This is a genomic window from Hydrogenivirga sp. 128-5-R1-1 (genome assembly GCF_000171895.1).
In genome coordinates this window covers 1-1,785 of sequence record NZ_ABHJ01000238.1, presented here as the reverse complement: position 1 = coordinate 1,785, position 1,785 = coordinate 1, and the positions used below count along the sequence as shown (strand labels likewise).

Here is a 1,785-nt window from a genome sequence, read left to right as displayed (position 1 = left end):
AGGAGCAGCACCAGCTAAGAATATAAAAGAAGCTTATGATTACTTTAAAAATAACGTTGATATGTATTTTGATATAGGCACTATTGAAAACACAAGGCCATCTACAATAGTAAAATTTGAAAATAATAAGCTCATTATTTTAAGAGAAGGAACTGTATCTAAAAAACAACTTTCAAAAATGATTTGACTTTGTATGTTATTTGACATATATTTTACATGTATAAAATTATGTATAAAAGTAAGTTTGGAGTTTAATATGGGTGCAAAAATTCAAACTACTCTTAGGGTAGATGAAAAAAATTATAAAGAGGCAAAAGAGATACTTGAAAGACTTGGATTAAATGTTAGTCAGGCTTTCAATATATTTATAGCTATGATAAAAGAATATAAAGGAATACCTTTTGAAGTAAAAATTCCAAATGAAGAAACAGCAAAAGTTATAAAAGAAGCAAGAAGAGGAAAGAATTTAATAAATGTTGGGAATATAAAAGAGCTGGAAAAAATAGTAAAGTCAAATGTATAACCTAAAAATCCATAAACAATTTCTTAAAGATTTAAAAAAAGCCAAACTTAACCCTACAAATACTGAAAAGCTATTTTTATATATAAGTTTTTTAATTAATGGGCAAGAATTACCTCAAGAAGCTCATGACCATAACTTATTTGGAGAATGGTACGATACAAGAGAATTTCATATATCAGGTGATTTACTTGTAATATACAGGAAAGATAAAAGCAAAAAAGAAATACAATTATTAAGAATAGGAACTCATTCGGGGCTGTTTAAATAATTTTTGTTTTACTGAATAAAGATTGGATTTGTTATTATTACAGGTTCAACTGATGTATAAATGCTGTCGGATATTTTTGTATCATATTTATAAACTATAAAAAAGTAATATCCTATATTTTCTGGTTTTAAAATAAATGAACTATTGTAATACTTTTCCACTTCTCCGTTTTTATAAACAGCTATTATAAATTTGCCTTCAGGTTTTCTAACATATATAAGCGGATTATCTTTTAGATATACCCTATCACCAATAAATAACGTTTTTTTATCTTTTGTTTTTACGTAAAAATCAAAATCATAGTCGTAATAAAAAGCTGTATAACTTCTACCTAAATTTTCAATTATTGAACTTCTCTTTTGATTAAATGTTCCATTAAAAAAATCTTCTGGTACATAAACATAATTCTTTATTAAGCTTACCTGTCCTTTTAAATCTGGATAATTAAATACCCTGTCAGATACTTTTTTTATTTTTATATGGGCATCTGAGCTACCTATAAAACATTTATCAACAACTGGATTAAATTCTGTAAAAAATGTATCTTTTTTTAACATTTCAAATTTTTCATAAAAAGCATAATCTTTATTAAAAGGATAGACTATATAGTACTTTATTTTCCTTAACAGGTTTAGAAAACCCCCATTTAATTCATTTACAGAAAAAACCGAGATACAGGGCAGACTGTCTATTACATATATATATGTGTTTTTATATTTACCTTGAAAGAAAAGGGGATTATTTTTTAGAATTATAAATTTATTTTCAATGTTTTCTGTTAAATCTTTAAGAGTTATAAGAGAGTTTTTATTGTATTCAGTTTTAATATCATAAATAAGCTCTATTTTTTTGTAGTTTTCTAATTTTTTTACATCTATATTCTGGGTCAGTACATTTGGAAAACGAGCAATAGGAAATACATCTTCAAAATAAAGTAATATTATAAAAATTAATAAAATAAGGAGCAAAACGCCCCTTAAAGATATTTTACCCA

General features: G+C 25.2%; 4 protein-coding genes. 3 read left to right on the top strand and 1 reads right to left on the bottom strand.

The annotated features are described in order from the left end of the window. From HG1285_RS02920 to HG1285_RS02930, 3 genes are all read left to right on the top strand, one after another. Positions 1-187: Sua5/YciO/YrdC/YwlC family protein (locus tag HG1285_RS02920; RefSeq protein WP_008289005.1), on the top strand; the 187-nt coding region annotated here is incomplete at its 5' end. A 69-nt stretch (positions 188-256) separates the two neighbouring features. Beyond that, positions 257-523 (top strand): type II toxin-antitoxin system RelB/DinJ family antitoxin, encoded by a 267-nt coding sequence (locus HG1285_RS02925; protein ID WP_008289004.1) that lies wholly within the window; start codon positions 257-259, stop codon positions 521-523. After that, positions 516-791 carry a type II toxin-antitoxin system YafQ family toxin gene (locus HG1285_RS02930; protein ID WP_008289003.1) on the top strand — a complete coding sequence of 92 codons (276 nt, stop codon included), beginning with the start codon at positions 516-518 and terminating at the stop codon, positions 789-791. Before HG1285_RS02925 ends, HG1285_RS02930 begins: the two co-directional genes overlap by 8 nt. An 8-nt stretch (positions 792-799) precedes the next feature. On the opposite strand, the gene HG1285_RS19910 is transcribed toward HG1285_RS02930, so the two are convergent. Next, a partial coding sequence (locus HG1285_RS19910) for a hypothetical protein (RefSeq protein WP_008289002.1) occupies positions 800-1,785 on the bottom strand: 986 nt, incomplete at its 5' end.